The organism is Streptomyces alkaliterrae, from assembly GCF_007097205.2.
Lineage (GTDB): Bacteria > Actinomycetota > Actinomycetes > Streptomycetales > Streptomycetaceae > Streptomyces > Streptomyces alkaliterrae.
Genome location: NZ_VJYK02000065.1, coordinates 1 through 21,308, shown reverse-complemented (window position 1 = coordinate 21,308; position 21,308 = coordinate 1). Strand labels below are relative to the sequence as shown.

At 71.2% G+C, this 21,308-nt stretch carries 19 protein-coding genes and 2 tRNA genes; 14 read left to right on the top strand and 7 right to left on the bottom strand.

The window, feature by feature from the left end:
- The 3 genes from FNX44_RS08835 to FNX44_RS08825 form a co-directional block, all read right to left on the bottom strand.
- Positions 1–106: ClpX C4-type zinc finger protein (locus FNX44_RS08835; protein ID WP_143647443.1), on the bottom strand; the 106-nt coding region annotated here is incomplete at its 3' end.
- A gap of 210 nt (positions 107–316) precedes the next feature.
- Complete coding sequence (gene tig, locus FNX44_RS08830) at positions 317–1,708, bottom strand: trigger factor (protein WP_143647440.1); 1,392 nt, start codon at positions 1,706–1,708, stop codon at positions 317–319.
- Positions 1,709–1,876: 168 nt separating this feature from the next.
- A tRNA-Pro gene (locus FNX44_RS08825) sits at positions 1,877–1,953 on the bottom strand.
- Positions 1,954–2,105: 152 nt separating this feature from the next.
- Between FNX44_RS08825 and FNX44_RS08820 the strand changes: the two genes are divergently transcribed.
- Positions 2,106–2,176, top strand: a tRNA-Gly gene (locus tag FNX44_RS08820).
- Positions 2,177–2,300: 124 nt separating this feature from the next.
- Here the strand turns inward: FNX44_RS08820 and FNX44_RS08815 are convergent.
- A complete protein-coding gene (locus tag FNX44_RS08815; RefSeq protein ID WP_143647439.1) occupies positions 2,301–2,495 on the bottom strand; it encodes a hypothetical protein in 195 nt (64 codons plus the stop codon).
- Between the two features lie 414 nt (positions 2,496–2,909).
- Between FNX44_RS08815 and FNX44_RS08810 the strand changes: the two genes are divergently transcribed.
- A complete protein-coding gene (locus tag FNX44_RS08810) occupies positions 2,910–4,070 on the top strand; it encodes an acyltransferase family protein (RefSeq protein WP_143647438.1) in 1,161 nt (386 codons plus the stop codon).
- Positions 4,071–4,120: 50 nt separating this feature from the next.
- Here FNX44_RS08810 and FNX44_RS08805 read toward each other — a convergent pair whose 3' ends face one another.
- The gene (locus FNX44_RS08805) at positions 4,121–5,275 is read right to left on the bottom strand and encodes a PP2C family protein-serine/threonine phosphatase (protein ID WP_143647437.1); all 1,155 of its coding nucleotides are present in this window, start codon (positions 5,273–5,275) and stop codon (positions 4,121–4,123) included.
- A gap of 114 nt (positions 5,276–5,389) precedes the next feature.
- Between FNX44_RS08805 and FNX44_RS08800 the strand changes: the two genes are divergently transcribed.
- The gene (locus tag FNX44_RS08800; protein WP_143647436.1) at positions 5,390–6,619 is read left to right on the top strand and encodes a GNAT family N-acetyltransferase; all 1,230 of its coding nucleotides are present in this window, start codon (positions 5,390–5,392) and stop codon (positions 6,617–6,619) included.
- Between the two features lie 84 nt (positions 6,620–6,703).
- On the opposite strand, the gene FNX44_RS08795 is transcribed toward FNX44_RS08800, so the two are convergent.
- On the bottom strand, positions 6,704–7,528 hold the full coding sequence (locus tag FNX44_RS08795) for an Fpg/Nei family DNA glycosylase (protein WP_143647435.1): 825 nt from the start codon (positions 7,526–7,528) through the stop codon (positions 6,704–6,706).
- A gap of 7 nt (positions 7,529–7,535) precedes the next feature.
- The gene (locus FNX44_RS08790) at positions 7,536–8,024 is read right to left on the bottom strand and encodes a ribose-5-phosphate isomerase (RefSeq protein ID WP_143647434.1); all 489 of its coding nucleotides are present in this window, start codon (positions 8,022–8,024) and stop codon (positions 7,536–7,538) included.
- A 125-nt stretch (positions 8,025–8,149) separates the two neighbouring features.
- Here FNX44_RS08790 and folC point away from each other — a divergent pair, with 125 nt between their 5' ends.
- From folC to FNX44_RS08735, 11 genes are all read left to right on the top strand, one after another.
- Entirely contained in the window at positions 8,150–9,688 is a 1,539-nt protein-coding gene (gene folC / locus FNX44_RS08785) for a bifunctional tetrahydrofolate synthase/dihydrofolate synthase (RefSeq protein ID WP_143647433.1), read from the top strand.
- Complete coding sequence (locus FNX44_RS08780) at positions 9,688–10,026, top strand: DUF4233 domain-containing protein (RefSeq protein ID WP_143647432.1); 339 nt, start codon at positions 9,688–9,690, stop codon at positions 10,024–10,026. The genes folC and FNX44_RS08780 overlap by 1 nt, the downstream gene beginning before the upstream one ends.
- A 146-nt stretch (positions 10,027–10,172) precedes the next feature.
- Positions 10,173–10,586, top strand: coding sequence for a nucleoside-diphosphate kinase (ndk, locus tag FNX44_RS08775; protein ID WP_143647431.1), 414 nt, complete (start codon positions 10,173–10,175; stop codon positions 10,584–10,586).
- A gap of 342 nt (positions 10,587–10,928) precedes the next feature.
- Positions 10,929–11,948 carry a rod shape-determining protein gene (locus tag FNX44_RS08770; RefSeq protein WP_143647442.1) on the top strand — a complete coding sequence of 340 codons (1,020 nt, stop codon included), beginning with the start codon at positions 10,929–10,931 and terminating at the stop codon, positions 11,946–11,948.
- 175 nt (positions 11,949–12,123) lie between these two features.
- Complete coding sequence (gene mreC / locus FNX44_RS08765) at positions 12,124–13,176, top strand: rod shape-determining protein MreC (RefSeq protein WP_143647430.1); 1,053 nt, start codon at positions 12,124–12,126, stop codon at positions 13,174–13,176.
- A 6-nt stretch (positions 13,177–13,182) separates the two neighbouring features.
- Positions 13,183–13,899, top strand: a complete 717-nt coding sequence (gene mreD, locus FNX44_RS08760; RefSeq protein WP_143647441.1) for a rod shape-determining protein MreD — start codon at positions 13,183–13,185, stop codon at positions 13,897–13,899.
- Positions 13,900–13,912: 13 nt separating this feature from the next.
- Positions 13,913–16,051 (top strand): penicillin-binding protein 2, encoded by a 2,139-nt coding sequence (gene mrdA, locus FNX44_RS08755; protein ID WP_143647429.1) that lies wholly within the window; start codon positions 13,913–13,915, stop codon positions 16,049–16,051.
- The gene (rodA, locus tag FNX44_RS08750; RefSeq protein ID WP_143647428.1) at positions 16,052–17,239 is read left to right on the top strand and encodes a rod shape-determining protein RodA; all 1,188 of its coding nucleotides are present in this window, start codon (positions 16,052–16,054) and stop codon (positions 17,237–17,239) included. It begins immediately after the preceding gene.
- Between the two features lie 67 nt (positions 17,240–17,306).
- Positions 17,307–18,836, top strand: a complete 1,530-nt coding sequence (locus FNX44_RS08745; RefSeq protein ID WP_143647427.1) for a CYTH and CHAD domain-containing protein — start codon at positions 17,307–17,309, stop codon at positions 18,834–18,836.
- A gap of 146 nt (positions 18,837–18,982) precedes the next feature.
- Positions 18,983–20,911: a TIGR03960 family B12-binding radical SAM protein gene (locus FNX44_RS08740; protein ID WP_143647426.1), complete on the top strand. Its 1,929-nt coding sequence runs from the start codon at positions 18,983–18,985 to the stop codon at positions 20,909–20,911.
- A gap of 30 nt (positions 20,912–20,941) precedes the next feature.
- The coding region (locus tag FNX44_RS08735; RefSeq protein WP_194362469.1) for a hypothetical protein at positions 20,942–21,308 on the top strand (367 nt) is incomplete at its 3' end.

Sequence of the window (21,308 nt, the reverse complement as noted above, 5' to 3'; positions counted from 1 at the left end):
CACAGATATACACACCAGGACCTGCGATAAGCTTCTTCACCTGCTTCTGACTCTTCCCGCAGAAAGAACACTTCAGCAGATCGCCACCATCACCGATGCGTGCCACGAGGTGCATCCCCTTCGCCTGCCGCACCGTCGACTGTCTGACGGTGCCTGGACCTTGCTCTTCGACGGTACCGCGCCCCACCCGGGTCATGGGCCGCTCTTGTGCGTTCTCGCTCACGTGGGTGGGCCGGGCACGCGGGTCGGTCGAACGCCGACGGGCCCGTACGCGCGGTGACGTACGGGCCCGTCGGGTCGGATCCTGAGTGTGGGATCAGGCCTCGGACTTCTTGTCGTCAGCCTTCTCGCCGGACTCGGCGGCGTTCTCGGCGGCCTCGTCGGCGCCGTCCTCGTCCTCGTCGTCGAGGTCCACCACGTCACCGTTGGTGTCCTTGACGGTGGCGGACTCGACGACCAGCGCCAGCGCCTTGCCGCGGGCGACCTCGCCGACGAGCATCGGCACCTGGCCGCCCTCGACGACCGCCTGGGCGAACTGGTCGGGGCTCATGCCGGAGGACTGCGCACGCCGCATGAGGTGCTCGGTGAGCTCCTCCTGGTTGACGTTCAGCTTCTCCTTGGCGACCAGCTCGTCGAGGATGAACTGGGTGCGGATGCCCTTCTCCGCCTGCTCCTTGAGCTCGGCGTCGAAGTCCTCCTCGGACTTGTCCTGCATCTTCAGGTAGGCCGCGAGGTCCATGCCCATCTGGGCGAGCTGGTGGTTGATCAGGTTGTGCTTGCGGGTGTTGACCTCGTCCTCGAGCAGCTTCTCGGGGATCGGCACCTCGGTCAGCTCGATGAGCTTCTCGAGCACCTGCTCCTGCGCCTTGGTGGCCTGCTCGTACTTGCGGCCCTGCGCCAGCCGCTTGCGGCTGTCCTCGCGCAGCTCGGCGATGGTGTCGAACTCGCTGGCCAGCTGGGCGAAGTCGTCGTCCAGCTCCGGCAGCTCGCGGGAGGAGACGGTGGTGACGGCGACGGTCACCTCGGCCTCCTTGCCGGCGGCGGAGCCGCCCTTGAGCTCGGAGGTGAAGGTGGCGGACTCGCCGGCGGACAGGCCGGTCACGGCACCGTCGATGCCCTCCAGCAGCTCACCGGAGCCGATGGTGTAGTCGACGCCCTTGGCCACGCCGTCGGGCAGGACCTCGCCGTCGACCTTGGCCTCCAGGTCCACCTTCACGACGTCGCCCTCGGCGGCGGCCCGCTCCACGGCGGTGGTGGTGGCGAAGCGCTCACGCAGCTGCTCGACGGCCTTCTCGACGTCCTCGTCGGTGACCTCGGCGGCGTCCACGGTGACCTCGATGCCGGAGTAGTCCGGGATCTCGATCTCGGGGCGGACGTCGACCTCGGCGGTGAACGCCAGCAGCTCGTTGTCCTTCAGCTCGGTGATGTCCACCTCGGGCTGGCCGAGCGGGTTCAGCTCGCCCTCTTCGACGGCGCTCTGGTACAGCTTCGGCAGCGCGTCGTTGACGGCCTCCTCCAGCACGGCGCCACGGCCGAAGCGCTGGTCGATGACCCGCGCCGGGACCTTGCCCTTCCGGAAGCCGGGCACCTGGATCTGCTGGTTGATCTTCTTGTACGCCGCGTCGAGGCTGGGCTTGAGCTCCTCGAAGGGCACCTCGACAGTGAGCCGAACCCGGGTCGGGTTCAGGTTCTCCACGGCGCTCTTCACGGTCGGTCTCCTTGGGGCTGACTGCTCGGTTACGTTTCTCGACACCATCGTGGCAGGTGCGATCCGCGGATCTTGATGCCGCGGGATCCTCCGCGACGGTGTCAAGGCGGCCCCGTATGCGACTCGGAAGGCGGACACGACACAGGCACGCGCGTCACTCATAGTACGTGGTCGGGGTGGCCGGATTCGAACCGACGACCTTCCGCTCCCAAAGCGGACGCGCTACCAAGCTGCGCCACACCCCGTCAGTGCGAGAAGTAGCGTACATGCCGTACGATGCGTTGCGTGCCGTACCGGGCACCTCGACGGTTGGTCTATGATCATCCGGAGCGTGAGCGCCGGCCCACCGGAAGCGACCGGGGGTCGCTCGGGGTGACCGATGTCTCACGTGGCGCGTGCGGGCGTAGCTCAATGGTAGAGCCCCAGTCTTCCAAACTGGCTACGCGGGTTCGATTCCCGTCGCCCGCTCTTCACAGGTCCGAGGCCCGGGCCGCCGTCCTTCGACGGTGGCCCGGGCCTCGGGTGTCTGCCGCGACCGGGTGCGCGCCGGGGGCCGGCGCGGGGGCCCGGGTCGGTCGGGACCCGGGTGGGGTCAGAAGTTGATGCCGCTGATCGTGCGGGCGAGGGAGTCCATGAAGTTCTGGATGACCGGGGCCATGCCGGTGGAGGCGAGGAAGAAGCCGAACAGGGCCGCGACGATGGCCGGCCCCGCCTTGATAGAGCCGCTGCGGATCATCACCACGAGGACGATCGCCAGAAGCACCACAACGGACAGCGAAATGGCCACGATTGATCACACCTTCGGTCGGTTCGCCTCGCCACCGGTCCAGGCCGCCTGATCGGTCGTCCCGCCGGCCGGACCATCGTGCCACCAAGTGGCCGACGTCGGCACCGTGATGGCGTCTCGTTGACAGACGTCACGGCCGAGTGCGCCGGTTGCGGATGCGACGTCCCGGGTGTCGCGCGGGTGTTGTGAGTCGTCTCATGCGAACGGCGCGCGCCGGGGGCCGGATCGCACATCGCGGCGGGGATCGAACTCGCACATACGGGATTCTTAGGTCGGTCATATCCGCCTCATTCCTGACATCGTGAAACCTGGGCGGCGTTCACCCGCCGCATCAGGGGGAGTACGAACGGATCTACGTTCGGACACGGCAGGCAACCTGCCTGCGGGAATTTACGTCTGACAGGTTTCGGCACTATGGTGCGGCAGATGTTCCCAGCTGGTTATGAGCGAGCGCCCCTCCCACCGGCACAGCCGGAGGGGGAGCGGACTGCGAAGGTCGCGGACAGGTCACCGAAGCCGCCGACCAGGACCAGTGGGAGCGAACAGGGCAGAGGGCGCGACCCGTTCTTCGACAACGCGAAGTACCTCACGATCGTGCTCGTCGGCCTCGGCCACGCGTGGCTTCCGCTGCGTTCGGACAGCCGGGCGGCGGAGGCGCTGTACTACGCGCTCTACACCTTCCACATGCCGGCGTTCATCATCATCTCCGGCTACCTGTCGCGGAGTTTCGAGGCCAGGCCGGGCCAGGTCAAGCGGCTGATCACCGGTATCGCGATCCCCTACCTCGTCTTCGAGATCGCGTTCACCTTCTTCATCCGCGCGGTGGAGAACCCGGACCGCGAGTTCACTCTCCTCAATCCGGGCTACGCGCTGTGGTTCCTGGTCGCGCTGTTCATCTGGCGGCTCACCGCGCCGGTGTGGAACGCGCTGCGCTGGCCGTTGCCGATCGCGCTGGCCATCGCGGCGGCGGCGACCACCTGTCCGGGCATCGGCAACGACCTGAACCTGCAACGTGTGCTGCAGTTCCTGCCGTTCTTCGTGCTCGGCATGAGGCTGCGGCCCGAGCACTTCGAGATGCTGCGCCGCCGGGAGCTGAAGGTGGCGGCGGTGCCGATCATGGCCGCCGCGCTCGCCTTCGCGTACTGGGCCGTGCCGCGTATGAACAAGGACTGGTTCCTGCGGGACAACGCCGCGCAGGACCTCGGCGTGCCGTGGTGGGTCGGCGTGGTGATGACCCTGGCCCTCTTCGGCTGCGCGCTGCTGCTCACCGCCTGCTTCTTCGCCTGGGTGCCGACCCACCGGACGTGGTTCACCACTCTCGGCGCGGGCACGATCTGCGCCTACCTGCTGCACGTCTACCCGATCCAGCTGTCCCGCATCTACGACTGGTACGCCATGCCGTGGGTGGACTCGCCGACGGGCCGGATCATCATCACGGTCATCACCGCGGTGATGATGACGGCGCTGTGCACGCCGCCGGTGCGGCGGGCGTTCCGCTGGGTGATGGAGCCGAAGTTGGACTGGGCCTTCCGCCGTGACCCGGTCGACCAGGCCCGGGCCCGCGCCCGCGGCTGAGCGACGGCCGGTCGGCTGCGACCCGCCGGCCGGCACCCGCGGGAGGGCGGTCAGCTGCGGCTGATCAGCACGAGCGCGCGGTCGTCGTTGACGTCCTTGGCGACCTTCTCGATGAGGTGCCAGGCCGCGCCGCGGAAGCCGGTGGCGACGTAGGTCTCGGCGGCGCCGGTGAGCCGGTCGATGCCGTCCGCGAGATCCCGTTCGGAGGTCTCCACCAGGCCGTCGGTGAAGAGCATCAGCACGTCGCCGGCGCGCAGCCGCCCCTTGACGGGGTGGAACTCCACCCCGTCGTAGACACCGAGCAGCGGTCCGCCGGCGGACTTCTCCTCCCAGCGGCCGGAGCCGGCACTCAGCTGCAGCGCGGGCGGATGGCCGGCGGAGAACAGCTCGTAGTCGCCGCTGTCGAGGTCCAGCACGAGGTGGATGGAGGTGGCGAAGCCCTCCTCCCAGTCCTGGCGCAGGAGATAGGCGTTGGCCGCGGGCAGGAAGGCGTGCGGCGGCAGCGAGCCGAGCAGTCCGCCGAAGGCGCCGGAGAGCAGCAGCGCGCGGGAGCCCGCGTCCATGCCCTTGCCCGAGACGTCCGTCAGCACGACCTCGAGCGTGCGCCGCTCGGGTCCGGTGCGGGCCGCGACGACGAAGTCGCCGGAGAAGGACTGGCCGCCGGCCGGGCGAAGCGACATCTCCCGGTGCCAGCCCTTGGGCAGGGACGGCAGCTGGCTCTGCACCCGCAGCCGCTCGCGCAGGTCGAAGAGCATGGTGCCGCCGCCGGTCCAGGGCACGCCGACCCGGGTGCGGAACTGGGCGATGAGCAGGCCCACGAAGCCGACCGCGGAGACGACGAGCACCGTGCCGGGGGTGACCCGGCCGGCGCCGTCGGCGTAGGGGCCCAGCAGCACGGACTCCACGACCAGCGCCCCGGCCGCCGCCGCGTACACGGCGAGCAGGCTGATCGGGCGCAGCAGCAGGCCGCCGACGATCAGCGGCAGTACCAGGGCCTCCGGCGCCGCCCACAGCGGGGCTGTGAGCGTCGCCCAGGCCAGCGCGGGCACACTGAGCAGGAGGGTGACGAGCACAACCCAGTCCGAGCCGTGCCCGCGGAAGTAGTCGACCGCGGACCGGCGCAGCAGAGTGCGGGCCCGGTGCAGTGCCTTGTGTATCCGGCGCAACCGGGCCGACGGGGGCTCCTTGCCCGTGCGACCAGCCATGTCGGGGACCTTAGCCGGGCTGTCGGGGGCGCGTCGATTCCCAACCTCACACCGTGGCATCCCAGTTCGAAAATGGTTCGCGACACGTGCGTGGCCCCTGGTACGGATGGCCACATGAACACAGAGTTGAGGGTGCTGCGACCGGCCGACTGGAGTGCCTGGTTCCGTCATCTGTCGCGGGCCTTCGGTGAGGGCGAGCCCGACCCGGCGGAGGAGGCCGGTTGGCGCTCGGTGGTGGAGTACGAGCGCTCGCTCGCGGCGTTCGACGGCGACGAGTTGATCGGGACGTCCGGTACGTTCTCCTTCCGGATGTCGGTGCCCGGCGGCGCGCTGGTGCCGACCGGCGGGCTGACCATGGTGAGTGTGTCCGCGACGCACCGCAGACGCGGCGTGCTGACGGCCATGGTGCGGCGCCAACTGGAGCTGTCCGAGGAGCGGGAGGAGCCGCTGGCGGCCCTCACGGCCTCCGAGCCCGACATCTACGGCAGGTTCGGCTACGGCCTGGCGAGCCAGTGGATGTCGGCCGAGGTGGACACCGCCCGGACCCGGATCGCCGCCCCGGCGGACACCGAGGACCTGCGGCTGCGCTGGGCCGACCCGGAGAAGTCCCTGCCGGAGTGCGAGGCGCTGTACGCCCGCAGGCTCGGGGAACGCCCAGGGCTGCTGGAGCGGTCGCAGGAGTGGGCGCGGGTCCAGGTGGTCGATCCGCCCGGCGACCGCGAGGGCGCCTCGCCGCTGCGGTGCGTACTGGCCGAGCGGGACGGGGAGCTGGTCGGCTACGCCCGTTTCAGCGTGACGCCCCGCTGGGACGACGCCGGGGCCGACGGCCAGGTCAACCTCTGGGAGCTGGAGGCCGACGACCCGGCCGGGTACGCGGCGCTGTGGCGGTTCCTCGCCGGTGTCGACCTGACGTCGCGGATCGTCGCCGGGAAGCGACCGGTCGACGACCCGCTGCGGCATCTGGTGTCCGACGTGCGGCGTTGCCGGCTGAAGCTGCGCGACTCGATGTACCTGCGGCCGGTGGACGTCGGTGCGGCGCTGGCGGCGCGCGCCTACCGGGCGCCGGTGGACGTCGTGTTGGACGTGGCGGACGCCTTCCTGCCGCGGAACGCCGGGCGTTGGCGGCTCAGCGGCGACCGGCTGGGCGCGGTCTGCGCACGAACGAAGGACGCCGCCGACCTGTCGCTCGACGTCGCCGACCTGGGCGCGGTGTACCTGGGCGGGAGCGCGCTGACCGAACTGGCGGCGGCGGGCAGGGTCGTCGAGCGGCGTCCGGGTGCCCTGGCGGCGGCGTCGCTCGCCTTCGGCAGCGACCGCGCGCCCTTCCTGGCACACGGCTTCTGACCGGAACGTCCGGAGGCATCGGAGCACGAGCCCGGCGTACGGCCGAACCGCGCGCCCGCGCGGGGAGCGCCGTGCGCCGTGCGCTCAGCGCGCCGCGCCGGCCGCCGGCTGGCAGCTCCCGCACCAGAACAGGTTCCGTCCGGCGAGCTCGGCGAGGGACACCGGCGTGCCGCACAGATGGCACGGCTGGCCGGTCCTGCGGTAGACGTACACCTCGCCGCCGTGGTCGTCCACGCGCGGGGGGCGGTCCATCGCCTCCGGTGTGTGCTCCGGGCGCACGGTGTCGATGCGGTTGTGACGGACGCCCTCGCGCATCAGCTCCACCAGGTCGGCCCACACTGCCTCCCACCGCTCGCGCCCCAGCTCCCGGCCGGGCAGCAGCGGGTCTATCCGGTGCCGGAACAGCACCTCGGCGCGGTAGACGTTGCCGACGCCGGCGACCACCTTCTGGTCGAGCAGCAGCGCGGCTATCGAGGTCCGGCTGCGGGAGATACGGGCGAACGCGCGGTCCGGGTCGGCGTCGGCGCGCAGCGGGTCGGGGCCCAGCCGCTCGACCAGCTCACGCCGCTCGCCGTCGGTGATCAACGCGCACTTGGTGGGCCCGCGCAGATCGGCGTACGACGCCTCGCCGACCAGCCGCAGCCGGACGGTCGGCGCAGGAGTGGCGGGCACGCCGCCGCCGAAGTCGAGCTTGCCGAACAGCCCGAGGTGGACGTGCACCCAGCCCGTCGGGCCGAAGCCGAGCAGCAGGTGCTTGCCGACGGCGTCGGCGCTCTCCAGCACACGGCCGTCGAGCAGCGCGGCGCCGTCGGCGAACCGGCCCTGCGGGCTGGACACGGCCACCGGCCGCCCGACGAACCGCCGGCGGTGCTCCAGCGCGAGCCGGTGGATGGTGTGCCCCTCGGGCATTCCCCGCTCAGTCCTGCTGCGGGTGGTGGGCGGGGATGGGCGGCAGTTCGCCGGTGCGCTCGTAGTCGGAGAGCATCGCGATGCGCCGCTCGTGCCGCTCCTCGCCGGTGAAGGGCGTGTTCAGGAACAGCTCGACAAAGCGCTCGGCCTCCTCGACGGTGTGCATGCGGCCGCCGATGCTGATCACGTTGGCGTTGTTGTGCTCCCGGCCGAGCGCCGCGGTCTGCTCGCTCCAGGCGAGCACCGCACGGACGCCCTTGACCTTGTTGGCGGCGATCTGCTCGCCGTTGCCCGAGCCGCCGATCACGATGCCCAGGCTGTCGGCGTCGGTGGCGGTCCGCTCGGCCGCGCGCAGACAGAACGGGGGGTAGTCGTCCACGGCGTCGTAGATGTGCGGCCCGCAGTCGACGGGCTCGTGGCCGTTGTCCTTCAGCCACTGGACGAGGTGGTTCTTCAGTTCGTAGCCGGCGTGATCGGAGCCGAGGTAGACGCGCATGCGACGAGTGTGCCACGGCGCTCGCGCCGGACTTGCGACGGCCCGTGCGCCGGTCTCGCGACGGCCCCGGGGCCGGGTCGGGGAGCCTGCGCGGCGGCGGCGGGCGGCTCCGTAGACTGACCGGTGTGAGCGACACCCCCAGCACCCCAGGACCGGACGACCCCGACGCCCAGCCGGACGATCTCGGACAGTTCGAGCAGATCGTCGGCGCGGAGACCGACCGCGACCCCGACCTGGCCGTCATCGAGGCGGGCAGTCGTACGCTGCGGACCCAGGCCGGGCCGCCGAAGGGTGACGGCGTTCCCGCCCGGCCCGCCGACCCGGAGGTCGACCGGGCGCTGCGCGAGGTGGAGAACGAGCTGTACGGGCGGTGGCCGGAGACCCGCATCGACCCGTCGCTGGACCGCATCCGGGCGCTGATGGACGTACTGGGGGAGCCGCAGAAGGCCTACCCGACGATCCACATCACCGGCACCAACGGCAAGACGACCACCGCGCGGATCATCGAGGCCCTGCTGGGCGCGTTCGAGCTGCGCACCGGCCGGTACAGCAGCCCGCACGTCCAGTCGATCACCGAGCGCATCAGCGTGGACGGCGCGCCGCTGCCCGCCGAGCGCTTCATCGAGACCTACCGCGACGTGCTGCCCTTCGTCGAGATCGTCGACCGCCAGCAGGGCCACCGGCTCTCCTTCTTCGAGGCGATGACCGGAATGGCGTACGCCGCGTTCGCCGACGCCCCGGTGGAGGTCGGCATCGTGGAGGTCGGCATGGGCGGACGCTGGGACGCCACCAACGTCATCGACGCCCAGGTCGGCGTGGTGACGCCGATCGACCTGGACCACACCGACCGGCTGGGCGGCACACCGGCTGCCATCGCGGAGGAGAAGGCCGGCATCATCAAGCCGGGCGCCACCGTCGTGATGGCGCAGCAGCCGGTGGAGGCCGCGTCCGTGCTGCTGAAGCGCGCCGTCGAGGTGGACGCCACGGTCGCCAGGGAGGGCATGGAGTTCGGTGTGGTGCGCCGGGAGATCGCGGTGGGCGGGCAGCTGCTCACCCTGCGCGGGCTCGGCGGCGAGTACCCGGACGTCTTCCTGCCGCTGCACGGCGAGCACATGGCCCACAACGCCGCCGTCGCGCTGGCCGCCGTGGAGGCGTTCTTCGGCATCGGCTCCGAGCACGACCGCACGCTCGACCAGGACACCGTGCGGGCGGCGTTCGCCTCCGTCACCTCACCCGGTCGGCTGGAACTCGTCCGCACCAGCCCGTCCGTCCTGCTGGACGCCGCCCACAACCCGGCCGGCGCCCGGGCGACCGCCGCGGCCGTCTCCGAGGCGTTCGGCTTCAGCCGGCTGATCGGCGTGATCGGCCCCAGCGGCGACAAGGACGTGCGCGGGTTCCTGGAGGCCATGGAACCGCTGCTCGCGGAGGTCGTGGTGACCCGCAACACCACCCCCCGCGGCATGGACGTCGACGCGCTCGCCGCGCTCGCGGTCGAGGTGTTCGGCGAGGAGCGGGTGCGGGTCGAGCCGCGCCTGGACGACGCCCTGGAGGCGGCGATCACCCTCGCAGAGGAGGAGGACGAGTACGCCGGGGCCGGTGTGCTGGTGACGGGTTCGGTGATCACGGTGGGCGAGGCCCGTGTGCTGCTCGGGAGGGACCGCTGATGCGCACCCTGTGTTCGTCCACGCTGATCGGCGAGTTCTTCGTGATCGGCTTCGCCGGCCTGGTCGCCATGCAGCTCAGCGACCACTCCACGGCCACCGTGTGGACGGTGTGCGGCATCGCCATGGCGCTGTGCCTGCTGCTGTGCGGGATGATCGGCCGGCGCGGCGGGCTGGAACTGGGCTGGGCGCTGCAGGGCGGGCTGATCCTCTCCGGCTTCGTGGTGCCGACGATGTTCTTCCTCGGCGCGGTCTTCGCCGGCCTCTGGTGGGCGTCGATCCACTTCGGCCGGAAGATCGAGGAGGCCAAGGCGCGGTTCGCCGCGGCCCAGGCGGGCTGACCGGTCGTACGGGCCCAACCGGCCGGACGGCCCGACGGCCCAACCGGCCCGACGGCCCAACGTGCCCGACGGCCCCGGCGGCGCGGGCGCGCCCCTTCGGGCGGTAACCTCAGGATGCTTTTGTCCCCAGGTTCCAGGAGCCGTCCATGAGCCAGCGCACCCTCGTCCTCCTCAAGCCCGATGCGGTCCGCCGCGGTCTGATCGGTGAGATCGTCGGCCGTATCGAGAGCAAGGCGGACTGGCGGATCACCGCCATGGAGCTGCGCACGCTCGACCGGTCGACGCTGGAGCAGCACTACGCCGAGCACCAGGGCCGTCCGTTCTACGAGCCGCTGGTGGAGTTCATGGCCTCCGGCCCGTCGGTTGCGCTGGTCGTCGAGGGCGAGCGGGTCATCGAGGGCGTGCGCACCCTGGCCGGTCCGACCGACCCGATCCAGGCGGCCCCCGGCACGATCCGCGGTGACTACGGCACGATCGTGCGGGAGAACCTGATCCACGCCTCGGACTCGGCGGAGTCCGCCGAGCGGGAGATGAAGATCTTCTTCCCCGGCCTGGTCTGACCGGCTCCGCCCGCCCGCCGACCACCGGCGGGCGGGGTACGTCCCGGGACGCGCCGAACATCCCGGGGGATGGCCCCGCCTGACGGTGGGAAGGGGAGCGGAAACGGACCCGACAACCGAACCGGGTGGGGAACGAATCACCCGGACGCGACGTCATCAGTAGGGAGGAGTGCCCCCGTTGCGCTGACAATGGCCTGAGAACCCCCGCGCCGCGTTCGTTCGAACGTGACTACCATGGAGGCTTCTCCAGGACCGACGCTCGGCGATCCCTCAGCGCAACCTGCCCTCCTCCTCCCTCACCGCTCCTGCTGGAAGGCCAGACGTATCCTCATGGCGAACAACATGTCCTTCATCGGCCGTGACATGGCTGTCGACCTCGGGACCGCCAATACGCTGGTGTACGTCAGAGGCCGCGGCATCGTCCTGAACGAGCCGTCGGTCGTCGCGATCAACACGAACACGGGCGGCATCCTCGCCGTCGGCGCCGAGGCGAAGAAGATGATCGGCCGGACGCCGGGCAACATCGTGGCGGTCCGGCCGCTGAAGGACGGCGTCATCGCCGACTTCGAGATCACCGAGCGCATGCTCAGGTACTTCATCCTCAAGATCCACAAGCGCCGCTACCTCGCCCGTCCGCGTGTGGTGGTGTGCGTGCCGTCCGGCATCACGGGTGTCGAGCGCCGCGCGGTCATCGAGGCCTCCACCCAGGCCGGTGCCCGCCAGGTGCACATCATCGAGGAGCCGATGGCGGCCGCGATCGGCTCCGGGCTGCCGGTGCACGAGGCCACCGGCAACATGGTCGTGGACATCGGCGGCGGTACCACCGAGGTCGCGGTGATCTCGCTCGGCGGCATCGTCACCGCCCAGTCCATCCGGGTGGCCGGCGACGAGCTGGACAACGCGATCATCCAGCACGTCAAGAAGGAGTACAGCCTCCTGCTGGGCGAGCGCACCGCCGAGAGCATCAAGATCACCATCGGTTCGGCGTTCGACCTGGAGAAGGACGAGCACACCGAGATCCGCGGCCGGGACCTGGTCAGCGGACTCCCCAAGACGGTGGTGATCTCCGCCGCCGAGGTGCGCAAGGCGATCGAGGAGCCGGTGAACTCCATCGTCGACGCGGTCAAGACGACGCTCGACAAGTGCCCGCCCGAACTCTCCGGCGACATCATGGACCGGGGCATCGTGCTGACCGGCGGCGGCGCCCTCCTGCGCGGTCTGGACGAGCGGCTGCGGGAGGAGACGGGCATGCCGATCCACATCGCCGAGGACCCGCTGGACTCCGTGGCGCTCGGCTCCGGCAAGTGCGTCGAGGAGTTCGAGGCGCTCCAGCAGGTGCTGGACGCCCAGCCGCGCCGCTGACGGCAGCTGCCCCGTTCGGAGCCCGGCCGGCGCGGGCGGCGGCGCGCGTGCCGGGTGCCGCCGTCGGCGCTCCGAGCGGGTTTAGTCTGCTCCCACGCCCACCCGCACACCCCCGCCCACGACCTCCCGCTCACATCCCACCCACCGAACCAAGGGGAAGGCACGGCCGTCAGACGTGAGGGACAACCGAGAGAGCCGACTCCTGCTCGTCCTGCTGGTCGCCATCGCGTTCGCGCTGATCACGGTCGACCTCCGCGGCGGCGAGCAGTCGCCGCTGGACGGGGCCCGGCGCGGCGCCGCCACGGTGTTCGGACCGGTGCAGAACACCGTCGCCGGCGCGGTCGACCCGGTGGGCAACGCCGTGTCCGCCGTCCGGGACTCCGGCAAGCGCCACGACCGGCTGGCAGCGCTGGAGCGGGAGAACGCCGAACTCAAGCAGCGGCTCGGCTCCGACGACCGCAACCGCTCCCAGACCAAGGAACTGGACAAGCTGCTGCGCACCGCCGCCGCCGGCCAGTACGGAGTCAAGGGGGCCCAGGTCATCGCGATCGGCGCGGCCCAGGGCTTCTCCTGGACGATCACCATCGACGTCGGTGAGCGCGACGGCATCAGACGGGACATGACCGTACTCAACGGCGACGGACTCGTCGGCCGGGTCACCACCGTCGGCCCCTCCACCTCCACCGTGCTGCTGGCCACCGACCCGGACTTCACCGTCGGCACACGGCTGGAGAAGAGCAACGAGCTCGGCTTCGCCAACGGCCGCGGCGACAGCTGGCTCACCGTGCAGCTGCTCAACACCCGGGCGAACGTCAAGAAGGGCGACCGGATGGTCACCTTCGGATCCAGCAACAACCGGCCGTTCGTGCCGGGCGTGCCGGTCGGCGAGGTCATCCAGGTGACGCCCTACAGCGGCGACCTGACCAGGACGGTCAGGGTCCGCCCCTACGTCGGCTTCAGCAGGCTCGACATCGTCGGCGTGGTCGTCGAGGGCCCGCGCAAGGACCCGCGCGACATGGTGCTGCCCGACCCGCCGAAGAAGAAGCCGATCCCCACGGTGACGGTGACGGTCACCCCGGGGGCCGAGGACGCGGACGCCGACGGCCAGGAGGGCGACGGCCAGCAGGGTGACGGGCCGCCGGGTGACGGGCCGCCGGACGGGCAGGCCGCGCCGCCCGGCCCCGACCAGGACCAGTACCCGGACCAGGCCGACGAGCAGGGGGACTGACAGATGTTGCGATTCAACCGCGTCCTGCTGTCCACCACGCTGGTGATCGTCGCCCTGGTGGTGCAGGTCAGCGTGCTCGCCAGGCTGCAACTCCCCGGCGCCACCCCGGACCTGCTGCTGCTGACCGTGCTCGCCCTCGCCCTCGTCTACGGCCACACCAGCGGCGCGCTCATCGGCTTCGGTGCCGGACTGCTCGCCGACCTCGCCCCGCCCGCCGACCACGCCGTCGGCCGCTACGCGCTGGTGCTCTGCCTCGTCGGCTACGCGGCCGGACTCACCAAACCGGAGACCGGCCAGCACCGCAGCGCCACCGCGCCCATGCTGGTCGTCGCCGTCGCGGCCGTCTCCTCCACCCTGCTGTACGCAGGGGTGGGCGCGCTGGTCGGCGACACCGCCGCCCGCCACGTCGGCCTGTGGAGCCTGCTGCTGACGGCCACTCTCTACGACCTGCTGCTGGCGCCCTTCACCGTGCCGCTGATCATGGCGTTGGCTCGGCGCGCCGACCACGATCCGCTCGCCGAGAACGCCGCGGCCGCCGGCTCCGGTGCCGGAGACAGCCCGCTCGGCTGGATCGGCGGCGGCAGCGGAGGCCGACTGGCCCGCGCCGAGAAGCAGCTGGGCAAACCCGGACGCAACACCAATCTCGGCGGGCGGCGCAACAGCCTGCTCGGCCGTTCGGCACGGAGGTCGGCCGCACGCATCAAGGGCGTCAAGCGGCTGTGACGGAGGTGAGGAAGTGAGCAACATCCCGGAGACGGGCCGGTCCTCGCGTGTCACCATCCGGCTCGTCGCCATCCAGATCATCGTCTTCTCGCTGCTGCTCACGCTCGGCGGCCGGCTCTGGTACCTGCAGGTCCGCAACGGCGAGGAGTACGAGCGGGAGGCCGCCGGCAACCACGTCCAGCAGGTCGTGCAACCCGCCACCCGGGGCGCCATCCTGGACGCTCGCGGCGTGCCCATCGCCGACAACGAGACCCGGCTTGTGGTGTCCGCCAACCGCACCGACCTGATGAGGATGAAGGACCGGGGCGAGGCCGTCCTCACCCGGCTCGCGGACGTGCTGGACATGAAGTACCAGGAAGTCGCCGAGAAGGTCCGGCTGTGCGACGCGCAGACCCCGCAGCCCTGCTGGAACGGCTCGCCCTACCAGCCGATCCCGATCACCGACGAGGCCACCACCCAGCAGGCCCTCCAGATCCGGGAACGCGCCGAGGACTTCCCCGGCATCACCGCCGAACCCACCGCCGTCCGCCGCTACCCGGCGCCCTACAAGGCCGGCACCTCCCAGGTTCTCGGCTACCTCTCGCCGGTCACCGACGAGGAGGTCGAGCAGGCCAGGGACACCGACTCGCCGCTGCTGCGCTCGGACCAGGTGGGCCGCTTCGGACTGGAACGCACCTACGACCGCCAGCTGCGCGGCAAGGCCGGAGTCACCCGCTACGAGGTCGACAAGCTCGGCCGCGTCATCGGCGAGGCCGAGGGCGACCGGGCCATGGCCGGGGCGTCCGTGGTCACCAGCATCGACTCCCGGGTCCAGGCCATAGCGGAGAAGCAGCTGGACAAGGCCATGAAGCAGGCCCGCAACGAGGTCGACAAGATCACCGGCCGGCCGTACGAGGCCGACTCCGGTGCCGTGGTGGTGATGGAGTCCAAGACCGGGCGTGTCGTCGCGATGGCCTCCAACCCGGACTACGACCCGAACGCCTGGGTCGGCGGCATCTCCGGCAAGGAGTACACCCGGCTCACCGGCAAGGACTCCAACTTCCCGCTGCTCAACCGGGCCATCCAGGGCCAGGCCCCGCCCGGCTCGATCTTCAAGATCGTCTCCAGTGCGGGAGCGGTCAACGCCGGCTACCCCTTCGACGGCCGCTACAACTGCGGCGCCTCCTACAGCCTCGGCAACCAGACGTACCGCAACTTCGAGTCCACCGGCCACGGCCCGATCAGCCTCGGCCGCGCGCTCGAGGTCTCCTGCAACACCGTCTTCTACGCCCTCGGCCACCAGGAGTGGCGCAAGGACGGCGGGATCAACTCCAAGAAGAAGCCCAACGAGTACCTCTACAAGGCCGCCAAGGGCTTCGGCCTCGGCAGCCCCACCGGCGTCGACCTGCCCAGCGAGGTCTCGGGCCGCATCCCCGACCGGGAGTGGAAGCAGAAGTACTGGGAGCTGAACAAGAACGCCTGGTGCAAGCAGGCCAAGTCGAAGGCCACCGACTACGTCACCCGACTGGCCAAGGAGAACTGCGTCGAGGGCATGAACCTGCGCGCCGGCGACAGCATCATCTACGCCATCGGCCAGGGCGACACCCTCGTCACCCCGATCCAGATGGCCACCGCCTACGCGTCCATCGCCAACGGCGGAAAGCTGATGACCCCCACCGTCGGCAAGGCGATCATCAGCCCGGACGGCAAGAAGATCGAGGAGATCAAGCCGCGCAGCCACGGCCGGGCCCCCGCCACCAAGCGGACGCTCGCCCAGATAGACGACGCGCTGCTCGGTGTCACCACCCGGGGCACCGCCGCCTGGCGGTTCGGCAACTGGCCGCATGACGACATCCCGATCCGCGCCAAGACCGGTACCGCGCAGGTGCAGGGCAAGCAGACCACCTCGTGGCTGGCGACGTACACCGACGACTACACCATCGTCATGACGATCTCCCAGGCCGGCACCGGCTCCGGCGCCTCGGGCCCCGCCGTGCGCAACATCTACGACGCGCTCTACGGCGTACTGCCGGACGGCACGATCGACAGGAAGAAGGCCCTGCTCCCCAAGCCGCAGCAGAAGCTGCCGCGGATCGGGGAGAACGGGGACGTCAAGGCCGAACGCACCAAGAAGTCGATCGTCGCCGAGTGGCGGGACGCGGAGTTCGAGTAGATGAGCATCCACTCCTTCGACACCGCCCGCTACGAGCGGCCGAAGAGCCTGTGGGCCAGGCTGCGGGCCCGGGACTCCCTGGCCCGCCGCCTGGACTGGCCGCTGCTGCTGTCGGCCCTCGCTCTGTGCGTCATCGGCTCGCTGCTGGTGTGGTCGGCCACCCGCAACCGCACCGAACTCACCGGCGGCGACCCCAACCTCTTCCTCGTCAAGCACGTCATGAACGCCGTCATCGGCATCGCGCTGGCGGCGGCCGTGCTGTGGATCGGCCACCGCCGGCTGCGCTCGGCGTGGTGGCTGCTGTACGTGCTGGCGCTCATCCTCGTCGCCCTGGTGTACACGCCGATCGGCGCCACCATCAACGGCGAGCGGGCCTGGCTGAACCTCGGCGGCGGCTTCTTCCTCCAACCGTCCGAGTTCGCCAAGGTCACCGTGCCGCTTGCGATGGCCGTGGTGCTCGCCGCCAAGGTCGACGCCGGCGACCGGGAGCACCCCGACCACCGGACCGTGCTGCTGGCCCTCGTCCTGGCCGCCATCCCGATCGCCGTCATCGCCGACCTCGGCCAGGTCATGGTGCTCGCCGTGATCGTGCTCGGCGTACTGCTGGCCTCCGGGGCGTCCAACCGCTGGGTGTTCGGGCTGATCACCGCGGCCGTCGCGGGCGGCGTCGCGGTGTGGATGCTCGACCTGCTCGACGAGTACCAGATCAACCGGTTCGCCGCCTTCGCGAACCCGGCCCTGGACCCGTCCGGCGTCGGCTACAACACCAACCAGGCCCGCATCGCCATCGGCTCCGGAGGGCTCACCGGAAAGGGCCTCTTCCAGGGCACCCAGACCACCGGTCAGTTCGTCCCCGAGCAGCAGACGGACTTCATCTTCACCGTCGCCGGGGAGGAGCTGGGCTTCCTCGGCGGCGCCCTGATCCTCCTGCTGCTCGGCGTGGTCATGTGGCGGGCCTGCCGCATCGCGATGGAGGCGACCGACCTCTACAGCACGATCATCGCCGCCGGCGTCGTCGCCTGGTTCGCGTTCCAGTCCTTCGAGAACATCGGCATGGCGCTGGGCATCATGCCGGTCGCCGGCCTGCCGCTGCCGTTCGTCTCCTACGGCGGTACGTCGATGTTCGCCGCCTGGATCGCCGTCGGACTGCTCCAGTCCATCCGCATACAGCGCCCCCTGTCCGCCTGAGCCCTGGGAGGACTCCGCCCGGGCGTGAGCCGTTGCGGGCCGCGCCCGACGGAACTACCGTCCAGCCATGGTGTCCGTGGTGCGCGAGACCGAGCGCAAGTACAGCGCACCGACCGGTCGGGAGCTGCCGGAGATCCCCGACCTCACCGGCGTGGCGGGCGTGGCGGCCGTGCACGACGAGGGCGTCCGCACACTGGACGCCCGCTACTTCGACACCGCGGACCTCCGGCTCGCCGCCGACGGGGTCACCCTGCGCCACCGCACCGGACCGGGCGAGCACGGCTGGCAGCTCAAACTTCCCGTCGAGCCGGACGTCCGCGAGGAGATCCGCTCGGACGAGGCAGGCAAGGACCCCGAGACCCCGCCCGCCGCCCTGGTCGCGCTCACCCGCTCCCGCACCCGCGACCGGCCCCTTCGCCCGGTCATGCGGTTGACCACCACCCGCGCCGTCCACACCCTGCGCGACGCCGCCGGCGCCGCACTCGCCGAGGTGGTACGGGACGCGGTCAGCGCCGAGCGGGCGGACGACCAGGGCTCGGCACGATGGTCCGAGATCGAGGTGGAGCTCGCCGAGGGCAGCGGCACCGACCTGCTCGACGCCGTCGAACAGGCGCTCCTGGCGGCCGGACTCCACCGCGCCGACACTCCCTCCAAGCTGCGCCGCGCCCTCCACGAGACCGGCCTGGCACCGGTGCCCGCCGCCCTCCCCGACCCCGGGCCGCCGCACACCGCGGGCGACGCCGTCCTGCGCTACCTCCGCGCCCAGGCCGCCGAACTCGTGGCCCTCGACCCGGCCGTCCGACGCGGTCGGGAGGACTCCGTGCACCGGATGCGCGTCGCCTCCCGCCGGCTGAGATCCGCGCTGCGCACCCACCGCGCCCTGCTGGACCGCGCGGCGACCGAGCCGCTCGTCGACGAACTCGGTTGGTTCGCCGCCGAGTTGGGCCTCGAACGCGACCTGGAGGTACTGACCGCCCGACTACGGGAACGCGTCGACACCCTCCCCGCCGAGCTGCGCCCCGGCCCGGTGCTCGCCCGGCTCCGAGCCCACGAACGCGACCGCCGCCGACCCGCGCGTCGCGCCGTGCTCGCCGCCCTCGACAGCGACCGGTGGCTGCGGCTGCTCGCCGACCTCGACCGGCTCACCGCCCGCCCGCCGCTGCTGCCCGCCGCCCACCGGCCACCGCACAAACCGCTCCGCAAGGCCGTGACCAGGGATTTCGACCGACTCGCCACGCGGATGGACCAGGTGCTGCGAAGCCCCGAGGGGCCCGAGCGGGACGTCGCCGCGCACGCCGCCCGCAAGGCGGCGAAGCGGCTGCGCTACGCCGCCGAGACCGCGCAGCTCACCCACGGCAAGGCCGCGGCGCGCTACGCCCGCCGCGTCCGCCGTCTCCAGGACCTCCTCGGCGCGCACCAGGACGCCGTGGTCACCCGGGCCGCGCTGCGCGAACTGGCCGCCGAAGCGGACGCCGCGGGCGAGTCGTCCTTCGCCTACGGCGTGCTGTACGGACGCGAGGAGCGGGCCGCCGCCGACACGCTCGCCGCACTCCCGGACGCCTGGCGTGCCCTGCGCGCCCACCGCCGCCTCACCTGAGCGCGGCCGCCGCCTCGCGCGGCCGCCGGACCGGCGTGGCCGCCCGCCACTGCCGAACGGGTTAGTCTGGATGGTCACCTGTGTACACAGAACCCGCGCCCCCGGAGGCGCACGGCCCTCACGCCCCCGCATCCAAGGACACACCCATGCCCGTCGAGTCGGTCTTCCCCCGCCTGGAAGCCCTCCTCCCGCATGTCCAGAAGCCGATCCAGTACGTCGGCGGCGAGCTGAACTCCACCGTCAAGGAGTGGGACGCCTGCGATGTCCGCTGGGCGCTGATGTACCCGGACGCCTACGAGGTCGGCCTGCCCAACCAGGGCGTCATGATCCTCTACGAGGTGCTGAACGAGCGTGAGGGCGTCCTGGCCGAGCGCACCTACAGCGTCTGGCCGGACCTCGAGAAGCTGATGCGCGAGCAGGACGTGCCGCAGTTCACCGTCGACGCGCACCGCCCGGTCGGCGCCTTCGACATGTTCGGCGTCTCCTTCTCCACCGAACTCGGATACACCAACCTGCTCACCGCGCTCGACCTGGCCGGCATCCCGCTGAACGCGGCCGACCGCAGCGAGGACCACCCGGTGGTCGTCGCCGGAGGCCACGCCGCCTTCAACCCCGAGCCGATCGCGGACTTCGTCGACTGCGCCGTCATCGGCGACGGCGAGCAGGCCGTGCTGGAGATGACCGAGATCGTCCGCGCCTGGAAGGCCGAGGGCCGCCCCGGCGGCCGGGAGGAACTGCTGCTGCGGCTCGCCCGGACCGGCGGCGTGTACGTGCCCCGCTTCTACGACGTCGAGTACCTGCCGGACGGCCGCATCGCCCGCGTCGTGCCGAACCGGTCCGGCGTGCCGTGGCGGGTGTCCAAGCACACCGTGATGGACCTCGACGAGTGGCCCTACCCGAAGCAGCCGCTGGTCCCGCTCGCCGAGACCGTGCACGAGCGGATGTCCGTGGAGATCTTCCGCGGCTGCACCCGCGGCTGCCGCTTCTGCCAGGCCGGCATGATCACCCGCCCGGTGCGGGAGAGGTCCATCACCGGCATCGGCGAGATGGTCGAGAAGGGCCTGAAGAACACCGGCTTCGAGGAGGTCGGCCTGCTCTCGCTGTCCTCCGCGGACCACAGCGAGATCGCCGACGTCGCCAAGGGCCTCGCCGACCGCTACGAAGAGGACAAGATCGGCCTCTCCCTGCCGTCCACCCGGGTCGACGCGTTCAACATCGACCTGGCCAACGAGCTGACCCGCAACGGCCGCCGCTCCGGTCTCACCTTCGCCCCGGAGGGTGGCAGCGAGCGTATCCGCAAGGTCATCAACAAGATGGTCTCGGAGGAGGACCTGATCCGCACCGTCGCCACCGCCTACGGCAACGGCTGGCGCCAGGTGAAGCTCTACTTCATGTGCGGTCTGCCCACCGAGACCGACGACGACGTGCTCCAGATCGCCGACATGGCCACCAAGGTCATCGCCAAGGGCCGCGAGGTCGCCCGCTCCAACGACATCCGCTGCACGGTCTCCATCGGCGGCTTCGTCCCCAAGCCGCACACGCCCTTCCAGTGGGCCCCGCAGCTCTCCGCCGAGGAGACCGACGCCCGACTGGAGAAGCTGCGCGAGCGCATCCGGGGCGACAAGAAGTACGGCCGCTCCATCGGATTCCGCTACCACGACGGCAAGCCGGGCATCGTGGAGGGCCTGCTCTCCCGCGGCGACCGCCGGGTCGGCGACGTCATCCGAGCCGTGTACGAGGCCGGCGGCCGCTTCGACGGCTGGCGCGAGTACTTCAGCTACGACCTGTGGATGGAGTGCGCCGCCCGCACCCTGCCCGCCCATGGCGTGGACGTCGACTGGTACACCACCCGCGAGCGCACCTACGAGGAGGTCCTGCCCTGGGACCACCTCGACTCCGGCCTCGACAAGGACTGGCTCTGGGAGGACTGGCAGGACGCGCTCGACGAGACCGAGGTCGAGGACTGCCGCTGGACACCCTGCTTCGACTGCGGCGTCTGCCCGCAGATGGACACCCACATCCAGATCGGCCCCACCGGCAAGAAGCTGCTCCCGCTCAGCGTGGTCAACAGGTAGCCGCGCGGCGGGCGTCCCGTGCGGAGGGTCGTGGATCTTGACGAGGCGGCTGCGGAGCTGGCCGCGCGGGCCCGCGCCTGGCGGGCCGCCGGCCTTGCGGTGGCCGAGCCGACGTGGCGCGACGGGACGGCTCCGTGGCCGCAGAGGCTGGAGACCGACCGGTCGCGGGTGAGCGACCCCGACTCCGTGGGAGTTCTGCTCTCCGGCCCGGGCGAGACCCTGCTGTCGGTGGTGCTGTTCCGAGGCGGCTGGGCGGACGTCGCCTACTTCGCCGGCGGCGACGATGCCGGGGCGCTGCCGGCATCGGGTATCGGGTCGGCGGCGGAGTTCGGCACCCGCCTCGACGTCTGGGTGGCCCGGGTGTTCGGGGAGCGGGGCGGCCTGAACGCCTCCGGGG